The following is a 22,354-nucleotide window of genomic DNA, read 5'->3' on the forward strand; positions in this document are numbered from 1 at the left end:
AACTTCCCGGTCGGCAGTGGAGCGCCTACCAGATTAGCCCCGGACACCCGCAACGCCGGAATCGGACGGCTTCCCGATCCCGGCGTTCCGCGCGATCAGCAGTATCAGCGAGTCAGCTCATTGCACTTTTCTGACCCGGACATCGACATCGGCCAGCAGTCGCAGGATTGCCTCCAGCATGTTCTTGCTGGTCGCCCGCGTACGTCGCCTCACAACAACTTCCCCTCACTCGATCCACACCACAAACCGCCTGCGGGCAGCGGGGCGGGGCTGTCGATCGAGGCGGCAGGACGAGCCTATCCCGCGCCGGGTTCGCGCTGGGCACCAGGATCAGCGGCTGGACAACACTGCAGCTTCCTGCAGTCCTTGCCTCCGGCAACTACCAGGTGCAGGCGGCGATCAGGCCGCGACTCTCGCCGGTCTTCGGTACGTCGACCATCGGCTGCTCGCGGCGTGGAGAGGTGCCTGGCGACGGCCGCACGGCGACCCGGCGCAGGTCGGTCGGGCACAGGTGGCTGACCGCGTGTTCGGTACACCGCACGGTGGTCTCTCCCCTTTCCTCGGCCGACCCCGAGAGCTTACTGGTACAGACCGGTATAAGTCGACCGTAGAACTACGCATTCGGCGTGCCCCACCATAACTGTGAAACCATTGAACAGTTTAGCGGTCCGCGGGCCGGGCGGAGTAGGCAAGGCCGGCTGGCCGCGTTCAGGGACGCGGACGCCGATGCCGAGTCGGTTGCGGTCGCCGTACTGGGTGCAGACACCTTCGCGGAGACCTTCAGCGCCGTCCAAGCGCTCGGGTACGACGACATCGCCGCGCTGGTGTCGAACCAGGAGCCGCCCGGGCCCGGTCCGCAGGGTGCCGGCCGGGCGCGGCCCTGGAACGACCTGACCGCTACCGAGCAGGAGGTCGCCCGCTTGGCGGCTGAGGGACTCGGGGGGGGGGGGGGGGGGGGGGGGCGGGGCGGGGGGGGGGGGGGGGGGGGGGGGGGGGGGGGGGGGGGGGGGGGGCGGGGCGGGCGGCGCGGGCCCCCCGGCCCCGCCCCCGCCGTGGGGGGCCGGGGGGGGCGGGCGTGCGCGCGGGGCGCGGCGGGCCGCCCCCCCCCCCGAGTCTGTTCGGTGCGGACGGTCGAGAAGCATTTGGAGAACGTCCGCCGCAAGCTCACCGTCGATTCCCGGCGCGGGATCGCCCGGTGGGGTCCCCGAGAGTTAGACCTTCGCCGGTTGGGCGCGGGTGCTGATCGCGAGGCGGTTCCAGAGGTTGATGGTGCCGATGGCGAGGACGACGTTCACCGCGCCCTCTTCACCGAAGTGCTTGACGGTGTCGGCCCACACGTCGTCCGGGACGCCGTGCTCGCCGAGCTTGGTGACGGCGTCGGTCAGGGCGAGGGCGGCCCGCTCGGTCTCGTCGTAGTACGACACCTCGCGCCAGGCCGCCAGACCGAACAGGCGCTGGGCGGTCTCGCCTTCCTTGAGGGCGTCCGTGGTGTGCATGTCGATGCAGAAACCACAGCCGTTGATCAGCGAGGCACGCACCTTGATCAGGTGCAGCACCGTGTGGTCCAGCACGCCCTGCACGTACATCTCGACGCCGTACACGGCCTTCACGCCGGCCGGGATTGCCTTCATCATGTCGCTGCGTTGATCCATACCTACTCGACAAGCAGAGCCGGTACGGCGTGACAGCGGGGCCGGTGACCTCGGTCACGTGGCGGGTTTGAGCACCGCCTGCGCCTTGGTCGCGGCCGCCTCGGCAGCGGCGTCCAGCACGGCCTCGTCGCCGGCCAGCACGCTGATCGACAGCATCACGTCGTTGACGCCGGTAATGAGCGCGGTGAACTCGAGACCGCGCTTGGGTCCGCTGACTCCCGTCAGCTTGAACGCGAACGGCGCCGTCCCGTACGCCGGTGCGGTCAGCTCGTCGACCTCCATCGTCGTACTGCCCTCACCCTCGACGCGCATGGTCACCTTCGGGCAGGAGGAGACCGCGTCGGCGTACTTCTCGCGCAGGCTGGCGACCTTCGGTACCGATCCCAGAGCATCGAAGCCGAAGTCGATGTAGGGACCCTCCTGACCGCCGGAGAACGAACGACTGACAGTTGCCTGGCTGCCCGGCGCCTCGCTGGCGTTCAGGTATTTGACCAGGGTCTTGCAGCGGCTGCTCGGCGTCGTGAACGGCTTCGAGCCGTCGTCTGCCGCGTCGTCCTCACGCGAGAAACCGGACGGCAGGTCGGTCAGTTCGAGCAGCCCCTTGGTCAGGTCCGCCTCGGAACGCGCGACCAGTCCCGTCGCCGGGTCGACTGTCGCGGTGACCGCTGTCAGGGTCGGCTTGGCGCTCGACGGCGGCGGAGTCTGCGGAGCGGAACCCTTGTCGTCTCCCCCGCCGCACGCGGTCAGCGTGAACGTGAGAGCGGCGGCGAGAGCAAGGGGGAACGACACGAACCTGGTCATGAGATTCCTCGGTGGCGGAGTCACACCGCCATGCGGGCAATGTGTCCACCGGCGGCCGAGCAGGCAGCAGCGTAGCGGATCAGAAGCTGTGTGAGCGCAGGTGGATGTTCTGCAGCAGGCCGACCGCGAGCAGGCCGGCGAACATCGACGAACCACCGTAGGAGACGAACGGCAACGGCAGTCCGGTGACCGGCATGATGCCGAGCGTCATCCCGATGTTCTCGAAGGCCTGGAACGCGAACCAGCACACGACTCCGGTCGCCACCAACCGGCCGAACGCGTCGCGGGCGTTGATGGCGATCCGCAATCCACGGAACAGGATCAGCGCGAACAGCACGATGATCGCGCCGGCGCCGATCAGGCCGAGCTCCTCACCGGCGACGGTGAAGACGAAGTCGGTGTGCTGCTCGGGGACGAACGCGTTCTGGGTCTGGCTGCCGTGCAGCAGGCCCTCGCCGAACACTCCCCCGTGCCCGATCGCGATCCGGGCCTGGTTCACGTTGTAGCCGGTGCCCTGCAGGTCGCCGGAGGGATTCGCGAACGCCACGAACCGCGCCAACTGGTACTGCTTCAGCACCTGGAGCTTGATCGCCAGCGCGGCGATCACCACGCCCGCCGTGACGAGCCCGAGCATCCAGCGTTTCGGAACGCCGGAGACCGCGATGATCCCGAAGACGATCGACCCGAGCACCATCACCGTGCCGAGGTCGGGCTGCAGCATCACCAGCAGGACCGGGATCGCGGCGACCGCGACCGCCTGCGCGACGTCGATCGTCCGGGCTGTCTCGTTCCGGTCGGTCTCGCCCTTCTCCGCGATCAGCAGCGCCATCCCGACGATCACCGCCAGCTTCGCGAACTCACTGGGCTGGATCGACATCCCGGGCAGCTGGATCCACGACCGCGAACCGTTGATGACCGCGCCCACACCGGGCACCAGAACGAGGATCAGTCCGACGATCGCACCGGCGTACAGAACCGGGGTGAGCAGGCGGAGCCGGCGGTGGTCGGTGACCGCGGCGCCGACGGCGAGGATCAGGCCGATCGCGAAGTTCATCGCGTGCCGGAGCAGGAAGAAGTGCGGGTTGCCCTCGGTCAGCGACTCGCGGTTGTGGGTCGCCGACCAGATCAGCAGCGCACCGATCGACGACAGCGCGACCACGCCGAGCACGAGGATCCAGTCCACCTGCCAGACGGTCGAGCGCCGGTCCACGCGAGGCCGGGTCCGGATCGGGTTCAGCAGCGCCATTACTGGGTCTTCTTCGGGTCGTCGGCGGCGGGCGGCTTGATGTCGTAGAGCGTCTCGTAGATGTGGCGGACGGCCTCACCACCGGCCCCCGACCCCGTACCCGACTGGCTGAGCATCATCACCACGGCATAGCGATCCGTGTACGACGCGAACCACGACGTGGTCTGCTTGCCGTAGACCTCCGCCGTACCGGTCTTCGCGCGGACCGGGACCTTGTCGAGCGGGAAGCCGGTGAACTTCCAGGCCGCCGTGCCGCTGCGGGCGGTCTCCTTGAGGCCCTTGTCGATGTAGCTCAAGTTGTTCGCCGACACCGGCAGCTTGGCCTTCACCGACGGCTTGATGATGTGGTTCTTGCCGTTGGCGCCCTTCCAGGACTCGACGACCCGCGGCTCGTAGAGCGTGCCCCCGTTGGACAGGGCGGAGTAGACGACCGCCAGCTGCAGCGGTGTGATCGTGGTGTCGCCCTGACCGATCGAGAAGTTGACCGCGTCACCCGCGCGGTACCGGTAGCCGTCGACACAGAACTCCCGGGAGAACTGCTTCAGGAACGCCGACGTCCCGGCCGGCGGATTCGCCGCGAGCTTGCAGTAGTAGTCCTTCTGGGAGTCGTAGTACTCCTTCTTCCACTTGCGGTCGGCGATCCGGCCGCTCACCTCACCGGGAAGGTCGATCCCGGTCGGCGTCCCGAGGCCGAACTTCTTGGCCATCTCGACCAGCGGGTCGCGCGCGGTGATGTCGCCGGAGTTGCCGCCCGAGCGGAGCCAGAGCGCATAGGCGATCCGGTAGAAGAAGGTGTCGCACGAGATCGCCAGCGCGCGGTCGAAGCCGATCATCCCGTAGGAGGCGGACTCGTAGTTCTTGAAGCGGCGGTCGCCGACCTCGAGGAACGACGAGCAGTCCAGCCGGGTCTTCGAGCTGTACCCGGCGCCGAGCGCGGCGGCGGTGGTGATCGGCTTGAACGTCGAACCGGGCGCGAGCTGGGCCTGCAGCGCTCGCGACACCAGCGGCGTCCCGGACTTCGGTGAGTACAGGGCGTCGAGCTCGCGCTGGCTGATCCCGCCGACCCAGACGCCCGGGTCGTACTCGGGGTAGCTGGCCATCGCGACGACCCGGCCGGTCTTGGTGTCCATCACGACGGCGGCGCCGGAGTCGGCGACGTAGTTCCGCTTGGTGATCTTGTCGTACTGCTTACGGGCGTTCAGCAGCGCGGCCTTCAGTTGCGCCTCGACCGTCGCCTGGATCCGCGCGTCGATCGAGCTCACGACGGTCGCGCCCGGCGTCGGTGCGGTCTGCTTCTCGACACCGGTCGTGTACCCGACGGCGTCGACGATGACGTCCTTCACCCCGGGTGCGCCGCGCAGCATCGCGTCGTACGTGCGCTCGACGCCCGCGCGGCCGACCAGGTCCGAGCGGTGCGGGACCGAGTCCTGCCCGGCCTTGTCGAGCTTCTCCAGCTCTTCGGTGGTGATCGGCGAGAGATAACCGAGCAGGTGCGCCGCGTTCACGTGGTACGGCGCCGGGTACGCGCGGAGAGTCTGCGAGTCGGCCCCGACACCCGGGAAGTCCTCGCGACGCTCCATCACCTCGATCGCGACCTGCTCGCTGACGTCCTTGGCAACCGGGATCGGCTGGTACGGCGTCCCGTTCCAGCAGCGCGGTGGTTTGGAGGCACCGGGCTCACCGCAGAGCATCGTGCGGTCCTTCAGCTCCTTCGGCGTCTGACCGAGCACCTTGGCGAGCCGGGCGATCACCTGGGTCTGCTCTTTGTCGGAGAGCTTCGCCAGCACCGACCGGTCGACGGTGATCACCAGCGACACCCGGTTGCCGACCAGCGTGCGGCCCTTCGCGTCCACGATCGTGCCGCGGGGTGCAGGGACCAGCACCTGGCGCGTGTGGTTCTGCGTGGCGGCCTGGCTGTAGTCGGCACTGGACATCACCTGCATGTACCAGAGTCGGGCGAACAGCGTGCAGAACAAGGAGAAAACCAGCACCCCGATCACGAACAACCGCAACCGGGCCTTCAACGGCGTCTCGAAGAAGTCGAAGCTCATTCACGTCCTCGCTTCGCTCCGGGCGCAAATGAGAGCTCGCTGTATTGAATGGTGAACTCGCTTCGCTCCTTCACGATGTGACCCGCCTGCGCTCACGGGCTGCCGTGAAGCGGGACATCACCCACATCACGAGCGGGATGACCACGATCGCGCCGACCACGTCGTACCCGGCGGCGATCCCGATGCGGACGCCGAACTGTCCCCAGTCGACCGATGGGTCGTGGAGCAGTGCGCCGGTGGCCGAGTAGATCAGCAGTGACAACCCCGAGCCGAAGACGACCGTCAGCGCGACACCCAGCGGTCCCACCGGACCGGCTGAGGTCTCCCGCCGGATCAGACCGGCCACGTAGCCCGCGATCGCCAGTGCGAGCGCCCAGCGACCGGCGGTGTGATCGGCGGGCGGTACGACGTCGAGCAACAGACCGCCCACGAACCCGGTGATCGCACCCCACTCCGGACCACGCGACAACGCCAGCGCGAGCACCACGATCAGCACCAGGTCACAGGTGACGCCGGCGACCGCGATGTTGGTCAGCACGGATGTCTGGATGGTGACCGCCAGCATCAGCAGCAGGGCGGCCAACCCGATTCGTAGTGCTATCACGTCAACTCCCCTTCGCTGCTGTTGTTGTCGGTTTCAGTTGGGGTCGCGGCGGGCGAGCCGGCGGACCGGTCACCACGCCCACGGTGTCGATCTGGGTGGGATCGACGTACGGCTTGATCGTTGCTGTTGTCCCGAGCGCACCCGCCGTCGCCGACACCGAGGTGACGACGCCGATCGGCACCCCAGGCACGTACGGCGCGTTGCCGGTCGACCCCCAGGTGACGATCCGGTCCCCTACCCGGGGCTTGGCCTTCAGGTCGACGAGTTTGTAGTCCAGCGTCCCGGCGAGCTCGCCGCGACCGGACACGAACCCGAGCGCCAACGTCGAGTTCAACCGGCCACCGACCGTCGAGTTACGGTCGCCGATCAGGAGCACGGTCGCGGTCGACTGCGTGGTCCGCACCACGCGGCCGACCAGGCCACTGCCGTTGACCACGGTCATGTCGGCGCGGACGCCGTCCGCCGAACCGGCATCGATCGTGACGGTGTGGTTGAAGCTCTGCAGGCTGCCGATCCCGATCACCCGGGCCGGTGTCATGGTGAACTTCGGGGCGAGCCGGAGCAGGTTGTCCAGCTCGCCGGCCCGGTTGCGGGCGTAGTCGGTGGTGTTGAGCTCCTGGCGGAGTCTGTCGTTCTCCTGTTGCAGTTTTTCGTTGTCTGCCTTCAACCTATCCGTTTCCGCGAAGCGGTCCCGGAGGTTGTCCACAGGCTCCCGGGCCGAGCTCGCGGTCGACTCCAGCGGACCGAAGACGGCCGCGGCGCCGACCCGCAACGGCTCCACCGGCGAACCGGCCGAGCGGCGGGCGTCGAGCACGATCAGCGTGAAACACGCCAGGATGATCAGGACCAGAATGGTCCGGCGGCGCCGGATCTCCCGCGGTACCCCGGCCGCCCGGACCAGGCCTCGCGCGGGGGTGCCGAGGTCTTTGAGCATGGTCAGCGCCGGTTGTCGGTGACGAGAATCCGGTTCAGCGTCTCGATGTTGTCGACACACTTGCCGGCGCCCAGGACGACGGCGTCCAGCGGGTTGTCGGCGACATGGATCGGGATCCCGGTCTCGTGCCGCAGCCGCTCGTCCATCCCCTTCAGCAGCGCGCCGCCACCGGTCAGCACGATGCCGCGGTCGACGATGTCACCGGCCAGCTCCGGCGGGGTCTTGTCCAGCGTCGCCTTGACCGCGTCGACGATCGCGGTGATCGGCTCCTCGATCGCCTGTCGGATGTTCGCCGAGGAGACCTTCACGGTGCGCGGCAGACCGGAGATCATGTCGCGGCCGCGGATCTCGCTGTCCGGCCCGTCGGTGGTCGGGAACGCCGACCCGATCGTCATCTTGATCTGCTCCGAGGTCGCCTCGCCGAGCAGCAGCGAGTACTCCTTCTTGCAGTAGTTCACGACCGCCTTGTCGATGGCGTCACCGGCGACCCGGATCGACTGGCTGGTGACGATGCCGCCGAACGAGATGACCGCGACCTCCGTCGTCCCGCCGCCGATGTCGACGACCATGTTGCCGGTCGCGTCGCGGACCTCGAGGTTCGAACCGAGGGCGGCCGCCATCGGCTCCTCGATGATGTAGACCTTGCGCGCGCCGGCCATGTACCCGGCGTCGCGCACCGCGCGCTGCTCGACCGCGGTGATCCCGGACGGGACGCAGACCACGATCCGCGGTTTCGCGAAGTACCGGCGCCGGTGCACCCGCTGGATGAAGTAGCGCAGCATCTGCTCGGCGGCGTCGAAGTCGGCGATCACGCCGTCCTTGAGCGGCCGGATCGCGGTGATGTTGCCGGGCGTCCGGCCGATCATCTTCTTCGCCTCGTGACCGAACGCGACCGCCTCACGCGGTTCGTCCGTCCGGGTCGCGACCACGGACGGTTCGTTCAGGACGACTCCACGCCCTCGCACGTAGACGAGGGTGTTGGCCGTTCCGAGGTCGACCGCCATGTCGCGGCCGAGCATGCTGTTCGCCATCTCGGGGGCCCTCCACCTGCTCGGGTCCGGGATTCTCAGGCTAAGCGCGGACCCAGCGCCATCCGGGGACCGACACGACCCGTCCGTCCAGCACGCATCGTATCTGTTCCCTCACTCCCCGATCGCCACCGGGTCGCATCACTTCGTCGCCATCGCCAGGTGGTCACGGAGCGCGATTCCGGCACCGCCCTGCTCGTGCACAACCGCCGTACCAGCCCTCTCGCTCGAAGGGCAATTTGAGGGGATATCCCCTGGAATTGTCGCTTCTCCCCTCAAAATCTGACCGGAGAAGGGGCAACTTGAGGGGATCTCCGTCCAAATTGCCCCAGGGGGCGGGCGACGGGTGAGGGACAGCGGTGCGGCAGGGGACTACGGGAGGTCGGGGAACCAGATCTTGGTCTCGCGGTCGGCGGACTCCGGGGAGTCGGAGCCGTGCACGAGGTTCTCGCGGTTGGACAGGGAGAAGTCGCCGCGGATGGTGCCGGGGGCGGCCTTGCGGCCGTCGGTGGCGCCGTTCAGGGCGCGGACGACCTCGATCGCCTCGTCGCCCTCGAGGACCAGGGCGACGAGCGGGCCGCTGGTGACGAAGTCGCGCAGCGGCGGGTAGAAGTCGCGCTCGACGTGCTCGGCGTAGTGCTGGTCGGCCATCTCACCGTCGATGGTGCGGAACTCCATCGCGACGATCGACAGCCCCTTGGCCTCGAACCGGCCGAGGACCTCGCCAACCAGCCCACGGCGTACCGTGTCGGGCTTCAGCAGGACCAGGGTGCGCTGCGACATCTGTCAACTCTCTCTCGAAGTAGTCGGGGCGGCAGAGCCTACCTGCTGGGCTGCTTTCGCTTCCTCGATGCGGCGGCCGAGCACGATGGCCGCGACCCAGAAGGCGGCGAAGGCGATGCCGAGCAGGAACATGACGGGTACGACGAAGCCGAGGCCGACGGCGCCGACCTGGACGATGGAACCGAGGATGTAGCCGGTGCGGTTGCGCAGCAGGCCGGCCGAAAGGATCGCCAGTACGGCGAGGCCGAGGCAGACCGGGAGTGCGACGGCGGGGCGGACGTCGGCGACCGAGATCATCACCGGGGTGACCAGCGCGAGCAGCAGCGCCTCGAAGCCGAGGACGATGGACGCCAGTGACCTCACTCGGCGTCGCCGATCTGGGTGTAACCAGGCATCGGGTCGGCCTCTTTGGGCTTGCGAACCAGCAGGGTGCGGGCCTCGCCTGCAGTGACGACCGAACCGGTGACCAGTACGCCGCCGCTACCCATCGCGATCGCGCCCTCCTCGGCCAGCCGGATCGCGTCGTCGATGGCGTCGATCAGGTGTGAGCGGACCAGCACCCGGTCCTCGCCGAAGATCTCCATCGCCAGCTCACCGAGCTCCTCGGCCGGCATCGACCGCTCGGTGAAGCTGTTGCGGGTGCAGATGACGGTTTCCATGATCGGCTCGTAGGCCTCGAGGACGCCGTACACGTCCTTGTCCTTCATACAGCCCAGTACGCCGATCAGCGGCTGGAAGGCGAAGGCCTCGGACACCGTCGCCGCGGTCGCCTGCGCGCCGTGCGGGTTGTGGGCGGCGTCGACGATGATCGTCGGGCTGGTCCGGACGACCTCCATCCGGCCCGGGCTGGTGACCTCGGCGAACCCGGCCTGCAGCAGTTCGGTGGTGACGCGGTCCCCGGACTCTTCGCTGGCTCCGAAGAGCGCCTCGACGGCCGCGACCGCGGTGGCGGCGTTGTGCGCCTGGTACTCACCGTGGAGCGGCAGGAAGATGTCGTCGTACTCGCCGCCGATGCCCTTGAGCGACATCAGCTGGCCGCCGACGGCGACCGAGCGGCTGACCACGCCGAACTCGAGGCCCTCGCGGAGGATCGACGCACCGACCTGAGCGGCCCGGCCCATCAGCACCTCGAGGACGTCCATGCTCTGCTGCGAGACGACCGCCGTACCGCCGGTCTTGATGATGCCGGACTTGTCGCGGGCGATCGTGACCGGATCCGCGCCCAGGATGTGCGCGTGGTCCACGGCGACCGGGGTGATCACGGAGACGGTTCCGTCGGCGACGTTTGTCGAGTCCCAGGTGCCGCCGAGGCCGACCTCGATGATCGCCACGTCTACCGGGGCGTCGGCGAACGCGGCGAACGCCATCCCGGTGATGACCTCGAAAAACGAGAGCGGGTGCTCCTGCTCGGAGTCGACCACGTCGAGGTAGGGCTCGATCTCGACGTACGTCTCGACGAAGCGCTCCTCGCTGATCGGCTCACCGTTCAGCGTGATCCGCTCCCGGACGGACTCCAGGTGCGGGCTGGTGAAGCGTCCGGTCCGCAGGCCGGCCTCACGCAGCAGCGCGTCGATCATCCGGGCGGTGGACGTCTTGCCGTTGGTCCCGGTCAGGTGCACGACCGGGTACGACTTCTGCGGATCGCCGAGCAAGTCGACGAGCCGCTGGACCCGGTCCAGCGTGGGGTCGATCTTCTGCTCCGGCCAGCGGGCCTGGAGCCGTGCCGATACCTCGGCGTAGGAGAGGTCACTCATCAGGGGGCCAGTCTAGTGAGCCTGTGGATAAAGCGTTCGGAGCACCCCTTGACAACCACTAGGATTGTGAGCATGAGTCAGACGTCCCGCGTTCCAGACAAGCCCAGCCTCGACGGCCTCGAGGAGAAGTGGGCTGCCGTATGGAAGGAGCAGCAGACCTACGCCTTCGATCGGACCGCGGAGCGCGCCGATGTCTACTCCATCGACACACCGCCGCCGACGGTCTCGGGGTCGCTGCACGTCGGGCACATCTTCAGCTACACCCACACCGATCTGATCGCGCGCTTCCAGCGGATGCGCGGCAAGTCGGTCTTCTACCCGATCGGGTGGGACGACAACGGCCTGCCGACCGAGCGCCGCGTCCAGAACTACTACGGCGTCAAGTGCGACCCGTCGCTGCCCTACGACCCTGACTTCACCCCGCCGGAGAAGCCGGACCCGAAGAAGCAGGTCCCGATCTCACGGCAGAACTTCGTCGAGCTGTGCGGTGAGCTCACCCACATCGACGAGCAGGCGTTCGAGGCGATGTGGCGGCGAGTCGGCCTGAGCGTCGACTGGAGCCACCTCTACACGACGATCTCCGAGGACTCCCGGCGGACGTCGCAGCGGGCGTTCCTGCGCAACTTCGCTCGTGGCGAGGCTTATCTGTCCGAAGCGCCGACACTGTGGGACGTCACGTTCCAGACGGCCGTCGCGCAGGCCGAGCTCGAGCCCCGGCCGTATCCGGGTGCCTACCACCGGATCTCGTTCCACGGCGCCGGCGGCCCGGTCTACATCGAGACGACGCGACCGGAGCTGCTGCCGGCGTGTGTCGCGCTGATCGCGCACCCGGACGACGACCGCTACAAGGACCTCTTCGGTACGACGGTCCGCTCGCCGCTGTTCGACGTCGAGATCCCGGTCCTCGCGCACCCGGCGGCCGAGATGGACAAGGGCGCCGGTATCGCGATGTGCTGCACGTTCGGCGACCAGACCGACATCACCTGGTGGCGCGAGCTGCAGTTGCCGGTCCGGACAGTCATCGGTCGGGACGGGCGCATCCTGCGCGATACCCCGGAGTGGCTGACGGGCTCGGAGCCGGCGGCGGCGCTGTATGCCGAGCTGGCCGGCAAGACGACGTTCAGCGCCCGCGAGCTGATCGTCCAGAAGCTGCGCGACAGCGGCGACCTGGACGGCGAGCCGAAGAAGACCGAGCGGATGGCGAACTTCTTCGAGAAGGGCGACAAGCCGCTCGAGATCGTCTCCACCCGCCAGTGGTACATCACCAACGGTGGCCGCAGCGCCGACCTCAAGGCCGAGTTCCTCGAGCGCGGTAACGAGCTGGGCTGGGTCCCCGAGCACATGAAGCACCGGTACATGAACTGGGTCGAAGGGCTGAACGGTGACTGGCTGGTCTCCCGGCAGCGCTTCTTCGGTGTCCCCTTCCCGGTCTGGTACCCGGTCGACGCCGACGGCGAGGTCGACTACGACCACCCGCTGATGCCGGCCGAGGCCGAGCTGCCGATCGACCCGACCTCCCAGGCCCCGCGCGGGTACGACGAGTCCCAGCGGGGCAAGCCGGGTGGTTTCGAGGCGGACCCGGATGTGATGGACACTTGGGCGACCTCGTCCCTCACCCCGCACATCGCGTGCGGCTGGGAGCGGGACGACGACCTGTTCCAGCGGACCTTCCCGATGGATCTGAACACGCACGCGCACGAGATCATCCGTACCTGGCTGTTCTCCCGCGTCGTCCGGTCCGTCTTCGAGAACGGCACGCTGCCGTGGGCGCGCTCGATGATCTCCGGATTCGTCGTCGACCCGGACCGCAAGAAGATGTCCAAGTCCAAGGGCAACGCGATCATCCCCTCGGAGATTCTGGACAAGTTCGGCACCGACGCGGTCCGCTGGCGCGCGGCGATGGCCCGGCCCGGCATGGACTCGCCGTTCGACGAGTCGCAGATGAAGGTCGGCCGGCGGCTGGCGATCAAGGTTCTGAACGCGTCGAAGTTCGTGCTGTCGTTCGGTGCGACCACGGTCGATGCGGCCGCGGTCACCGAGCCGGTCGACCTCGCGATGCTGCAGCGGCTGCGGACGGTCGTCGCGGATGCGACGGCTGCGTTCGAGCGGTACGACTACACCGGTGCGCTCGAGGTTTCGGAGCGGTTCTTCTGGACCTTCTGCGACGACTACGTCGAGCTGGTCAAGGAGCGCGCGTACGGCGGTCAGGGTGAGGCCGCGGCAACCTCCGCCAAGGCGGCTCTCGCGGTCGCGCTGTCGGTCCAGCTGCGGCTGCTCGCGCCGTACCTGCCGTTCGCGACCGAAGAGGTCTGGTCGTGGTGGCAGGAGGGTTCGATTCACAACTCGGCGTGGCCGACGGCCGAGGCTGACCTGGCTGTCGCTCCGCAGGAGGCCGAGGTCCTGGACGCGGTGTCCGAGGTCCTGGCCGGGATCCGGGGTGCGAAGTCCGCGGCGCAGGTCTCGATGAAGACCGAGGTCAGCAAGGTCGAGGTCAGTGGACCGGCAGCTCGCTTGGCGCTGGCCGAGCGTGCCGAGCCCGACCTGCGCGCAGCCGGCCGGATCACCGGCGAGATCGTCTGGAATGCCGAAGAGACCGACGCCGTCAGCGTCGTCGCCACTCTCTGACCTGACGCCAGGTAGTGCCCGTCGCCCCGGTCGGGGAGGCGGGCACTACGCGTTTGAATCGAACGACTACGCTGCGGAACCAGGTTGTCCGATGTGGAACCATCGGCCTCGACCCCGTGTCAGCATCAAGGAGCCCCCATGAGCGATCCCACCACCCCGAGCGACCCCGCCAAGCCGACGGCGTCCCCGGAGTCCGGTGCGGAGACCGCTCCCCCCGCGCCGGCCCCCACTCCCGGCGCGGAGAACACCGCTCCGCCCGCGCCCGCCGTACCGGCAACCACCCCGCCGGCCTTCACTCCCGGCGCGGAGAAGACCGCCCCCACCACGCCCGCGCCCGCCGTACCGCCATCCACTCCGCTGGCCCCTACTGCCGGCGCGGAGAAGACCGGCCCCATGACGGACAAGCCCGGGGCGACGGGCGACGCATCCGCTGCGGACAAGTCCGCCGGAGCACCTGCCGCGGGCGCGTCCGCCGCGGACAAGCCGGCCGGAGCACCTGGCGCGGAGGGGGCGGCTGCTGATCCTGCTGAAGGTAAGGACGGGGAGAAGAAGTTTCGGTTCTGGCGGCGGGGGCCGTTTGTGACGGTGGCCGGGGCCGTTGTGGTGCTGGTGGTGCTTGGGCTGCTGGGGTATGTGTGGGGACTCGGACCGTTGAACCGGCTGAACACGAATCGCGGGATCACGCCGCCGGCGAAGCTGGCGGGGCTCGACCGGATCACGGATCCCGACATTCGCGGGCAGCTGCAGCTCGACCAGACCAAGCAGGCGTTGAGCCGGATCAACAACGGGAAGCAGGCGACGGTCGAGGCGTACGGGAACCTCGACGGGGACCGGTTGTTCGTGGTGATCGCGTTGCGCGGGAAGGTCGACATCGCGAAGACGGTCGCGGACTCGGGTGCCGCACCGGACAAGGTGAAGAAGATCGGTCAGGCCACTTGTGTGGAGACCACCGGCAACTTGCCGACCCAGTGCTACCGCGGTTCCAACACGCTCACCGTCATCGCCCAGTCGGCCAACGAAGGCATCACCGTCGACCAGGTGGCCCCGGTCGCCGTCGAAGCCTTCCACGCAATGAAGTAACGCGGACCGCCATCACCCACCAACCTCACCGGGGTCGCGCGGCTCACGCTCAGCACCACCCGGGCAGCCGCCCGCAACGAGGGTTACTGGGTGATGCAGGTCCGCTCAGGCGAGCAGACCCGCGATTGCGGTCATCAGCGGGATCGACACCAGCGTGCTGATCAGCACCGCGCTCCGGGCGAGGGTGCGCGACGTTCGGTAGTGCACGGCGTACACGTAGACGTTCTGCGCCGTTGGTAGCGCGGCGAGGAGCGTGGGCGCGAGCAACGCGGTCCCGTGCAGATCGAGCACCCACCGGGCGACGGTGTACGCGATCAGTGGTTGCGCGACCGTCTTCAGAACCACAGCCAGTACGACGTCCCGCTGCACACTGATCGAATCCTTCGCCCCCGCACTCAGGCTGAGCCCGTAGGCGATCAACGCGACCGGCACCGCGGCCGCCGCCAGCAGATCGATCGGCCGCATCAGAATCGTCGGCAACGGTACGTCGAAGGCGGCCGCAACCAACCCGAGCAATGACGCCACCGTCAACGGATTCCGCAGCGGTCGCGTCAGCAGCGACTTCAGCTGCACCCGCCGCCCACTCCCCTGCCGATCGCCGTCCAGAATCGCGAACGCCACCGGTGCAAAGACGAGCAACTGGAACAGCACAATCGGTGCGACCAACGCGCCGTTCCCCAGTACGTACGCCGCGATCGGTACGCCGAGATTGCCCGCGTTCACGTACGACGACGCCAGTACGCCGACCGTCGCCTCGGAACGCGACCGCCGCCAGAGCAGCACGGCCACCAGCAGGAAGATCACCTGTACGACGAGCAGGCTGGCCAGGTTCGTCACCAGCACGACCGAGAAGATCGAGTGCAGGTCCGCCCGCGCGACCGTGGTGAACAACAGCGCCGGCGTCGCCACGAAAAACGCCAGCCGGGACAGCACGAGCTCGTCCTCGGAACGCAGTACACCCGCCAGACCGACGAGGTACCCGAGCACTGCGACCGCCACCAGCGCGACGAACGCACCCACGACGGCGGACACCGGCGTCAACTCCTCAACGGCTCGGCAACCTCAGGATCCTATCGGGAACGGCATCTCCGCACCTTCGGGCAGCCATTCTCCGGACACTCCAGCAAACCGGCCCCGGAGCGTAATCTGGCACATACTGACAGTACTGTGCATCGCCGCGGAAAGATTCCGCCCTGGGGGAAGGATGCCCATGTCCGCTCACCTCACCCGAGGACTCGCCGTCGCGGTCCTGCTCACCGTCGTCGCAGTCCCGGCCACCGCGGCGCCCGGCGGCGACCCGGGCTCCTCCGGCTACACCTCCGATCCGGCGTCATCCGGCTACCGAAACACCCCGGGCAAGTCGGCCGACCCGAAGCCATCCGCGCCACGAGCCGACGGGGGCTTGCCACTCGGCGACGCCGATCTGATCGAGATGCGGACGACGGGAGACCTCGCGCCCGGTGTCACGCTGACCAAGATCACCCGCGGCCTCGAGCCGGCCGACCCCGACGAGATCCCGACGACCACGCGCGGCCCGTGGATCATCAACGTGGTGACCATCGACCCGGCACTCGCTGCGGGACGGGTCCAAACGACGTACGGGCCGGACCTGGCGCGCACCGAGAAGACGTCGGCGTTGGTGAAGAGCGCCGGTGCGGTCGTCGGGACCAACGCGTCGTTCTTCACCTTCGACACGAATCCGGCCTACCCGGGCGATCCGGTCGGGCTGGGCATCTCCAACGGCCAACTGATCAGCGAACCGACCACCAGCCCGACCGAGATGAACCTCCTGATCGATGCCAACAGCAACCAAATGACAGTGCAGAAGGTGCGCTGGACCGGCCAGATCCGGAACCGCGACACCGCCGCGACGCTACCGCTCGAGTTCATCAACCATCCGCCGGTGGTACCGGCAGCTTGCGCGAACGTCGTCGACCAGACCACCTGCACCGCGGCGGGCGACGTCGCACTCTTCACGCCGCACTTCGCCTCCAAAACGCCTTCAGGGTATGGGATCGAGATCGTTTTCGACCGGCTGGGATGTGTGGTGCGGACGTCGACCACGCGCGGCAGTTCGATCACGACCAGCCAGTTCACCCTGCAGGCCACCGGCAAGGACACCAACGCGCTGCTCGCCCTGACCGCGGCCGGCGGATGCGTCGACCGGAACCACACACTCACCAACGACCAGGGCACGCCGATCCCCTTGCACAGCGGCCTGTACGGCGTCGTCGGGCGCTACCGCCTCACCCAGGGCGGCGCGGTCGTCGTACCGCCTGGTTCCAGCGGCTTCTTCGCCCGCAACCCACGCGCGATCGCCGGTACGACGGCCGACGGGCAGCTCCTGCTCGCGACGATCGACGGGCGGCAGACCACGAGCGTCGGTACGACGCTGGCCGAGACCGGCGCGGTCGCGCAGGCGCTCGGGATGGTCGAATCGGTCAACCTCGACGGCGGCGGGTCGACCACGATGGCGCGCGCGGACGGCACGCTGATCAACCACCCGAGCGGCACGAACGGCGCGGAGCGGTACGTCGGCGACGCGCTCGTCTACTACCCCACCCGCTCGTAACCTGGTAGATGCTGACGAGTCAGCGGCGGGACCGGTAAAATTCCACCCATCCGGGGAAGGATGGCCGGTATGACTCCTTCCGCCCGCCGTGGACTCGCTGCCGCCGCGCTGCTGACCGTCGCAGCCACCCTCACCGCCGTCGCCCCCGCAACCGCCGTACCGGCTGGAGGCCCGTCGACCGGGCTGGCCGGGGAGTCCGGGGCGCCGCTCCCCGAGGCGACTGGGTTTGCGACGCCCGTATCGACTACAGGACCCTCTGGTGTGCTCCCGCTAGGGGACGCAGATCTCGTCGAGACGCGGGCCAGTGAGAGCCTGGCGCGGGGCGTGACGCTGACGCGGATCGTCCGCGGTACCGAGCCGGCGCCGGCCGACCAGATCAACACGACACCGCGCGGGCCGTGGGTGGTGAGCGTGCTGACCATCGACCCGCGACGCGCCCGCGGGCACCTGCAGGCGACGTACGGCGCTGACCTCGCGCGGGTGGAGAAGACCTCGGAGCTGGTTCGTTCCGCCGGTGCGGTGGCCGGTGTGAACGCATCGTTCTTCACGTTCACGGCGAATCCGACGTACCCGGGTGAGCAGGTGGGGCTCGGGCTCTTCGACGGCAAGCTGCTGAGTGAGCCGCTGACCGACCCGGCCGAGGCGAACCTGTTGATCGATGCCAAGAGCAACAAAGTGCTCACCGGTCACCTGAGCTGGACCGGTGCGGTACGCAACCGTCAGACCGGCGCCGAACTGCCGCTCGAGTACATCAACCATCCGCCGGCAAGCGCGGATGACGTTGTGCTGTTCACGCCTGAGTTCGGTGCCGCGACGCCGTCCGGTACGGGTGCGGAGGTTGTCTTCGACCGGCGCGGTTGTGTCGTCCGGACCGCGACCACGCGCGGGACGACGCTCACCGCGAGCCAGTTCGCCGTACAGGCAACTGGGTCAGACGCGGACACACTCCTCGCCCTCACCACCCGCGGTTGCGTCGACCGGCGGATCGCCCTTGCCGACCAGCGAGGCCGGAAGGTTCAACTACACAAGGGCTTGTACGGCGTGACCGGTCGCTACCAGCTCACGTCGGACGGCGCTGTCGTCGTACCGCCTGGTTCCGGCAGCTTCTTCGACCGCAACCCGCGCACGATCGCCGGTACCACCCGCGACAGCAAGATCGTCCTCGCCACCATCGACGGCCGCCAGACCACCAGCGTCGGCACCACGATGAACGAAACGGCCGCCGTCGCGAAGTCCCTGGGCCTGCACGACTCCATCAACCTCGACGGCGGCGGCTCCACCACGATGGCCCTCGCCGACGGAACCCTCGTCAACCACCCCAGCGGGACGGGCGGAGCCGAACGCGCCGTCGGCGACGCCGTCGTCTTCATCCCCCGCCACTAAATAGCTAACGTCCGAAGACTCGCTGACGAGCGCCCGCGAGTCTTCGGACGTTAGGGGTTAGGAACCGGCGAGGGCCTGGAGGCGGCGGAGGGTTTCTTCGGCGCCCAGGGCCTGGGTGGTGGCGTGGAGGTCGGGGCTCTTGGTGGCGCCGGTGATGGCGACCCGGACGAGCTGCGAGGCCTCGCGGATGGAGCCGGGGTAGGCGTCCGGGTCCTTCTTGTATTCCTTGGCGTTGGCGGCAAAGCCGTGCTTGGCGGCGAGGTCGCGGATCTGGTTGAACCACTCCGACGCGTCGTCGCGGTGCTCGTAGTTGGCGACCAGGTCCTGGGCGAACGCGGTGACGACCTCGGGCGCGACGCCGAGAGCGGCGATGCGCTCGTCGGTCGGTCCACTCGCCAGCTCGAACAGCGCGGGGAAGAAGAAGGCGTAGGCGGAGCGGAAGTCGGACCACTTGCGGAGGTCCTTGCGCGGGTTCTCGACGCCGTCGCGCTCGACGGCGAGCGCGCGCAATGCGAGCTCCGGCTCGGCATCCAGCACGGGGACGAGCTCCGCGTCGTACTCGCGAGCCCAGGCGCGGACCGCGTCGAGGATCTGCTGACCGCTGAGCGTGGCGATGTGGTCGGCGCTGATGTCCTCGAGCTTCACGAGGTCGACGAGCGGACCGGCGACACCGCACTGGTCGAGCTGGATCGGCGCGGCGAGCGCCTCGGCCAGCGGGACCTCGGCCAGGCGGCCGTTGGCGAGACCGCGCAGGTAGTAGAGGACCGCATCGGCCGGGAAGCCCGCACCGATGTAGAAGTCGACGCCGGCCTCGGGGTCCTTACGCTTGGACAGCTTCCGCTTGCCGCCGGGGATCTGCTTCATCAGCGGCGCGATGTGCGCGTACTGGATCGGCTCGAACTCCAGTGCCGCGAACAGCTGCTGGTGCAGCGGCACGGAGGAGATCCACTCGTCGCCGCGGATCACCAGGTTCACGCGCATCAGGTGATCGTCGACGGCGTGCGCGAAGTGGTACGTCGGGAGCCGCGGCGACTGGTCGGACGCCTTCAGGATCACCGCGTCGTTGCGGTTCGCCTCGTGCTCGAGCTCACCGCGGATCGCGTCGGTGAACCGGGCCCGGGCGCCATCGGCGTCATCCGGTGCACGGAAACGCACGACGTACGGCGTCCCCTCGGCCAGCTTGGCGGCCACATCGGAGGCGTCGGCGTCACGCCAGATCGCCCACTTGCCGTAGTACCCGGTCGGAACCTTGTTGGCCTGCTGGCGTCCGGTGATGTCGGCCAGCTCCTCCTTGGTGGCGAAGCACAGGTAGGCCTTGCCCTGGCGGAGCAGGTGCCGCACGTAGGTGAGGTAGATCTGCTCACGCTGCGACTGCATGTACGGCCCGTAGGCGCCCTTGGTGACGTCTTCGTCGGAGGCGATGTGGAAGTAGTCGAACCCGCGCGCGAACTGCTCGAGCGCGCCCTCGACCTCCCGCGACTGGTCGGTGTCCTCGATGCGGACGAGGTAGACGCCCCCGGTGTTCGTCGAAACGTCGCGGTCGAGCATCCCGGCGTAGATCCCGCCGATGTGGATGAATCCGGTCGGCGACGGGCCGAGCCGGGTCACCTTCGCACCCTCGGCGAGTTCACGCTGCGGGTACTTCTCCTCCCAGGACTCCGGCTCGGGGAGATCGGCAGGGAACAGGCCATCGATGACCGCGCGGTCGAGCATTTTGAGGTACGTCTCACTTCCAGGTCGGTGCCAACCTGTCGAGCCTAGCAACTGCGGGTGAAAGAACCGCGCTCAGAGCGTCGCGCGGTGGGCGCGGTTGATCTTGATCAGCTCGTCGAGGGTGTCGCGGGTCCGGAGCAGTTCGTCGATGTGGTGCGTGAGCCGGTCGCGTTCCTCGGCCATCCGGTCGGCGGCGGCGTCCGAGGTCTGCTCGCTCGGGGCGTAGCTGCAGGGCAGCACATCGGCGATGGTCTTGCTCGACAGACCGGCGGTGTAGAGCAGCTGGATGAACGCGACCCGCTCGACCGCCGCCTCGTCGTAGTGCCGCTGGCCGCTCGGGCTCCGGGTGCTCGCGAGCAGCCCCTGCTCTTCGTAGTACCGCAGCGAGCGCACACTGACGCCGGTTCGCGAGGCCAGCTCGCCGATGCGCATTGATGTGACCTGAACCACGATTCTTTGCCTCTCACATGGATGTGAGCTTTTAGCGTACCCGTATGACTTCCCTCTTCGACAACCACCAGCTCGGCCCGACAGCACTCCCCAACCGCGTCGTGATGGCTCCGATGACCCGGGTCCGCGCCGCGGCCGGCGGCCTCGCGACTCCCGCGATGGCGACCTACTACGCGCAGCGCGCGACCGCCGGACTGATCGTCTCCGAAGGCGTGCAACCGAGTCTGATCGGACAATCCAACCCCGGTACGCCGGGACTCCACACCGCCGAGCAGGTGGACTCGTGGCGGCAGGTAACCACCGCCGTCCACGCGAACGGCGGTCGCATCTTCGCCCAGATCATGCACGGCGGCCGAGTCTCGCACCCATCGACGAACGGCCTTCAGCCAGCCGGCCCATCGGCCGTCCCCGCGGTCGGAGAGGTCTTCACCCCGACCGGGCGACAGACCGCCCCGATGCCGCGCGCGATGACGACCGCCGAAGTACCAGAACATGCGCAGTCGTACGCCGATGCCGCGCGACTCGGGGTCGAGGCCGGATTCGACGGCGCCGAACTGCACGGCGCCAACGGCTATCTCATCTCGCAGTTCCTTGCGGACAACGCGAATCTCCGCACCGACCGGTACGGCGGTTCGATCGCGAACCGGATCCGGTTCGCCGTCGAGGCGGTCGGGCAGACGGTCGACGCCATCGGCGCTTCGCGCACCGCCATCAGACTCTCCCCCGGCGCGACGATCTGGGGCGTGCGCGAGGACGACGTACCGGCGCTCTACACGGCACTGGTGAAGGAGCTCGCGCAGTTCGACCTCGCGTACCTCCACCTGGAGGTCACCACCGACGAGCCGACCCTCGCCACCCTCCGCAAGCTGTGGCCAGTCACGCTGATGATCAACCCGGGTCCGCCGGTTGGTCCCGGGCAGACCACACCGGCCGATGCCGACTACTGGCTTCGCCAAGGCGCCGACCTGATCAGCTTCGGTCGCGCGTTCATCTCCAATCCGGACCTGGTCGAGCGCCTGCGCAACAACCTCCCACTGACACCCGCCGACGAGGCGACGTTCTTCCAGGGTGGCAACGACGGCTACCTGACCTACCCGCCGTACCAGTACGACGCAGTCGCCGCCTAAGCCAGTACGGCGACATCCGGCCAGGCGATCCGCAGAACGGCCGGGCTCCCGTTGAGCCGGCTCGGATCGCCACCGGGCGGTGCTACCGGGGCGATCTCGACGGTCTCGCCGCCGTTGGCGCGGTAGAAGCCTTGTGCTGCGGTGTTCTGCTCGAGCACCCACAAATACATGGCGCTGCTCGCTGCCCGCCGTACGACGGCATCCGCCGCCTGCCGTAACAACCGACCGCCGATCCCGGACCCACGCACCGCGTTCCGCACGTGCAGGTTGTCGACGAGGCTCCCCCATCGCGGATCCGCGTCCAGCATCACGTGCACGAACCCGACGAGTCGCCCGTCGTCCTCGGCCAGAATCGTCTCGGTGTGACCGGGTACGGCGAGTCGCTCGGCCCACGTCGTACGGCGCTCGGTCTCGATATCGCCGTCCAGGAACGAATCCGCGAAGGCGCCCCGGTAGTGCAGGCGCCAACTGTCTGCGTGGAGCAACCCGATCTGCTCGGCATCCTCAGGGCTCGCCACTCGAAAGTCACTCACCAGCCAAACCTAATGCGT

The 22,354-nt window shown here is 68.4% G+C and carries 20 protein-coding genes; 5 read left to right on the top strand and 15 right to left on the bottom strand.

All coding sequences use genetic code 11. The features are described from left to right. Nucleotides 1–379: 379 nt before the first annotated feature. The 11 genes from ACIA49_RS00505 to ACIA49_RS00555 form a co-directional block, all read right to left on the bottom strand. A complete protein-coding gene (locus tag ACIA49_RS00505; RefSeq protein ID WP_396374924.1) occupies nt 380–541 on the bottom strand; it encodes a hypothetical protein in 162 nt (53 codons plus the stop codon). A 670-nt stretch (nt 542–1,211) separates the two neighbouring features. Continuing rightward, nucleotides 1,212–1,652, bottom strand: coding sequence for a carboxymuconolactone decarboxylase family protein (locus ACIA49_RS00510; RefSeq protein ID WP_396374925.1), 441 nt, complete (start codon nt 1,650–1,652; stop codon nt 1,212–1,214). Nucleotides 1,653–1,706: 54 nt separating this feature from the next. Continuing rightward, the gene (locus tag ACIA49_RS00515) at nt 1,707–2,453 is read right to left on the bottom strand and encodes a hypothetical protein (RefSeq protein ID WP_396374926.1); all 747 of its coding nucleotides are present in this window, start codon (nt 2,451–2,453) and stop codon (nt 1,707–1,709) included. Between the two features lie 79 nt (nt 2,454–2,532). Beyond that, nucleotides 2,533–3,699, bottom strand: coding sequence for a rod shape-determining protein RodA (gene rodA / locus ACIA49_RS00520; protein WP_396374927.1), 1,167 nt, complete (start codon nt 3,697–3,699; stop codon nt 2,533–2,535). Then, nucleotides 3,699–5,750, bottom strand: a complete 2,052-nt coding sequence (gene mrdA, locus ACIA49_RS00525) for a penicillin-binding protein 2 (protein WP_396374928.1) — start codon at nt 5,748–5,750, stop codon at nt 3,699–3,701. The genes rodA and mrdA overlap by 1 nt, the downstream gene beginning before the upstream one ends. A 70-nt stretch (nt 5,751–5,820) precedes the next feature. Next, on the bottom strand, nt 5,821–6,354 hold the full coding sequence (gene mreD / locus ACIA49_RS00530) for a rod shape-determining protein MreD (RefSeq protein ID WP_396374929.1): 534 nt from the start codon (nt 6,352–6,354) through the stop codon (nt 5,821–5,823). A 1-nt stretch (nt 6,355) separates the two neighbouring features. Then, complete coding sequence (gene mreC / locus ACIA49_RS00535; protein WP_396374930.1) at nt 6,356–7,288, bottom strand: rod shape-determining protein MreC; 933 nt, start codon at nt 7,286–7,288, stop codon at nt 6,356–6,358. Nucleotides 7,289–7,290: 2 nt separating this feature from the next. After that, nucleotides 7,291–8,319 carry a rod shape-determining protein gene (locus ACIA49_RS00540; RefSeq protein ID WP_132413477.1) on the bottom strand — a complete coding sequence of 343 codons (1,029 nt, stop codon included), beginning with the start codon at nt 8,317–8,319 and terminating at the stop codon, nt 7,291–7,293. Between the two features lie 369 nt (nt 8,320–8,688). After that, nucleotides 8,689–9,099 (bottom strand): nucleoside-diphosphate kinase, encoded by a 411-nt coding sequence (gene ndk, locus ACIA49_RS00545; RefSeq protein ID WP_391542791.1) that lies wholly within the window; start codon nt 9,097–9,099, stop codon nt 8,689–8,691. Nucleotides 9,100–9,102: 3 nt separating this feature from the next. Then, nucleotides 9,103–9,462, bottom strand: coding sequence for a DUF4233 domain-containing protein (locus tag ACIA49_RS00550; protein ID WP_396374931.1), 360 nt, complete (start codon nt 9,460–9,462; stop codon nt 9,103–9,105). After that, on the bottom strand, nt 9,459–10,853 hold the full coding sequence (locus ACIA49_RS00555; RefSeq protein ID WP_396374932.1) for a bifunctional folylpolyglutamate synthase/dihydrofolate synthase: 1,395 nt from the start codon (nt 10,851–10,853) through the stop codon (nt 9,459–9,461). Before ACIA49_RS00555 ends, ACIA49_RS00550 begins: the two co-directional genes overlap by 4 nt. A gap of 72 nt (nt 10,854–10,925) precedes the next feature. Between ACIA49_RS00555 and valS the strand changes: the two genes are divergently transcribed. Together valS and ACIA49_RS00565 are read left to right on the top strand one after the other, a co-directional pair. After that, the gene (valS, locus tag ACIA49_RS00560; RefSeq protein WP_396374933.1) at nt 10,926–13,478 is read left to right on the top strand and encodes a valine--tRNA ligase; all 2,553 of its coding nucleotides are present in this window, start codon (nt 10,926–10,928) and stop codon (nt 13,476–13,478) included. Between the two features lie 138 nt (nt 13,479–13,616). Continuing rightward, nucleotides 13,617–14,558 carry a hypothetical protein gene (locus tag ACIA49_RS00565; protein WP_396374934.1) on the top strand — a complete coding sequence of 314 codons (942 nt, stop codon included), beginning with the start codon at nt 13,617–13,619 and terminating at the stop codon, nt 14,556–14,558. A gap of 105 nt (nt 14,559–14,663) precedes the next feature. Here the strand turns inward: ACIA49_RS00565 and ACIA49_RS00570 are convergent, their stop codons facing one another. After that, the gene (locus ACIA49_RS00570; protein WP_396374935.1) at nt 14,664–15,590 is read right to left on the bottom strand and encodes an AEC family transporter; all 927 of its coding nucleotides are present in this window, start codon (nt 15,588–15,590) and stop codon (nt 14,664–14,666) included. A gap of 178 nt (nt 15,591–15,768) precedes the next feature. Between ACIA49_RS00570 and ACIA49_RS00575 the strand changes: the two genes are divergently transcribed. Both ACIA49_RS00575 and ACIA49_RS00580 read left to right on the top strand, forming a co-directional pair. Next, the gene (locus ACIA49_RS00575; protein ID WP_396374936.1) at nt 15,769–17,130 is read left to right on the top strand and encodes a phosphodiester glycosidase family protein; all 1,362 of its coding nucleotides are present in this window, start codon (nt 15,769–15,771) and stop codon (nt 17,128–17,130) included. A 69-nt stretch (nt 17,131–17,199) separates the two neighbouring features. Next, the gene (locus tag ACIA49_RS00580) at nt 17,200–18,513 is read left to right on the top strand and encodes a phosphodiester glycosidase family protein (RefSeq protein ID WP_396374937.1); all 1,314 of its coding nucleotides are present in this window, start codon (nt 17,200–17,202) and stop codon (nt 18,511–18,513) included. Nucleotides 18,514–18,570: 57 nt separating this feature from the next. Here the strand turns inward: ACIA49_RS00580 and ACIA49_RS00585 are convergent, their stop codons facing one another. Both ACIA49_RS00585 and ACIA49_RS00590 read right to left on the bottom strand, forming a co-directional pair. Then, entirely contained in the window at nt 18,571–20,226 is a 1,656-nt protein-coding gene (locus tag ACIA49_RS00585) for a glutamate--tRNA ligase (protein WP_396374938.1), read from the bottom strand. 72 nt (nt 20,227–20,298) lie between these two features. Then, on the bottom strand, nt 20,299–20,658 hold the full coding sequence (locus tag ACIA49_RS00590) for a MerR family transcriptional regulator (RefSeq protein ID WP_396374939.1): 360 nt from the start codon (nt 20,656–20,658) through the stop codon (nt 20,299–20,301). A gap of 62 nt (nt 20,659–20,720) precedes the next feature. On the opposite strand from ACIA49_RS00590, the gene ACIA49_RS00595 reads away from it, so the two are divergent. Next, complete coding sequence (locus tag ACIA49_RS00595) at nt 20,721–21,803, top strand: alkene reductase (RefSeq protein WP_396374940.1); 1,083 nt, start codon at nt 20,721–20,723, stop codon at nt 21,801–21,803. Here ACIA49_RS00595 and ACIA49_RS00600 read toward each other — a convergent pair. Further along, the gene (locus ACIA49_RS00600) at nt 21,800–22,336 is read right to left on the bottom strand and encodes a GNAT family N-acetyltransferase (protein WP_396374941.1); all 537 of its coding nucleotides are present in this window, start codon (nt 22,334–22,336) and stop codon (nt 21,800–21,802) included. The two genes, ACIA49_RS00595 and ACIA49_RS00600, sit on opposite strands and share 4 nt — an antisense overlap. Nucleotides 22,337–22,354 lie beyond the last annotated feature (18 nt).

Source organism: Kribbella sp. NPDC051587 (genome assembly GCF_044453945.1).
Lineage (GTDB): Bacteria > Actinomycetota > Actinomycetes > Propionibacteriales > Kribbellaceae > Kribbella.